Genomic DNA, 389 nt, shown 5'->3' with positions numbered 1-389 from the left:
GCCAATCCATGAAATTCCAATGCTGTGTGATAACTGATGCAAGCTGTATGTGACAAGTGGCTTCCTATCTCATACTTGTCGCAAACAGGTAAGCCAGATGCAATATCCTTCATGCAATAGGTATTACGCCGTATAGCCACAATCCACCCTTGTTGCTTGTACCGAGCAAGCAACGCCTCCACCGATTTCACTTTGTCTTTCAGAGCTTCAGAAAGTTCATCTAAGGTGAATATCCGCAGCTTGTATAATATACTTAATAGTTCTGTCATTGTTTCTAATTTTGCACAAAAATATAAAATCTAAAATGTCTATGAGAAAAATCAGAAACCTTTTGTGCTTTTTTATATGTTCTTTCCATCTTAATTGTCCGACTACGGAGGAACAAATCA

Annotated in this window: 1 protein-coding gene; it reads right to left on the bottom strand. The window is 38.0% G+C overall.

Translation table 11 applies throughout. The annotated features are described in order from the left end of the window. Positions 1-269, bottom strand: a 269-nt coding sequence (locus tag KTQ90_RS14040) for a type IV toxin-antitoxin system AbiEi family antitoxin domain-containing protein (protein WP_217318865.1), incomplete at its 3' end; no start/stop codon positions are given. Positions 270-389 lie beyond the last annotated feature (120 nt).

This window comes from Leyella stercorea (genome assembly GCF_019052365.1).
Lineage (GTDB): Bacteria > Bacteroidota > Bacteroidia > Bacteroidales > Bacteroidaceae > Prevotella.
This window is presented reverse-complemented; position numbering and strand designations above follow the sequence as displayed.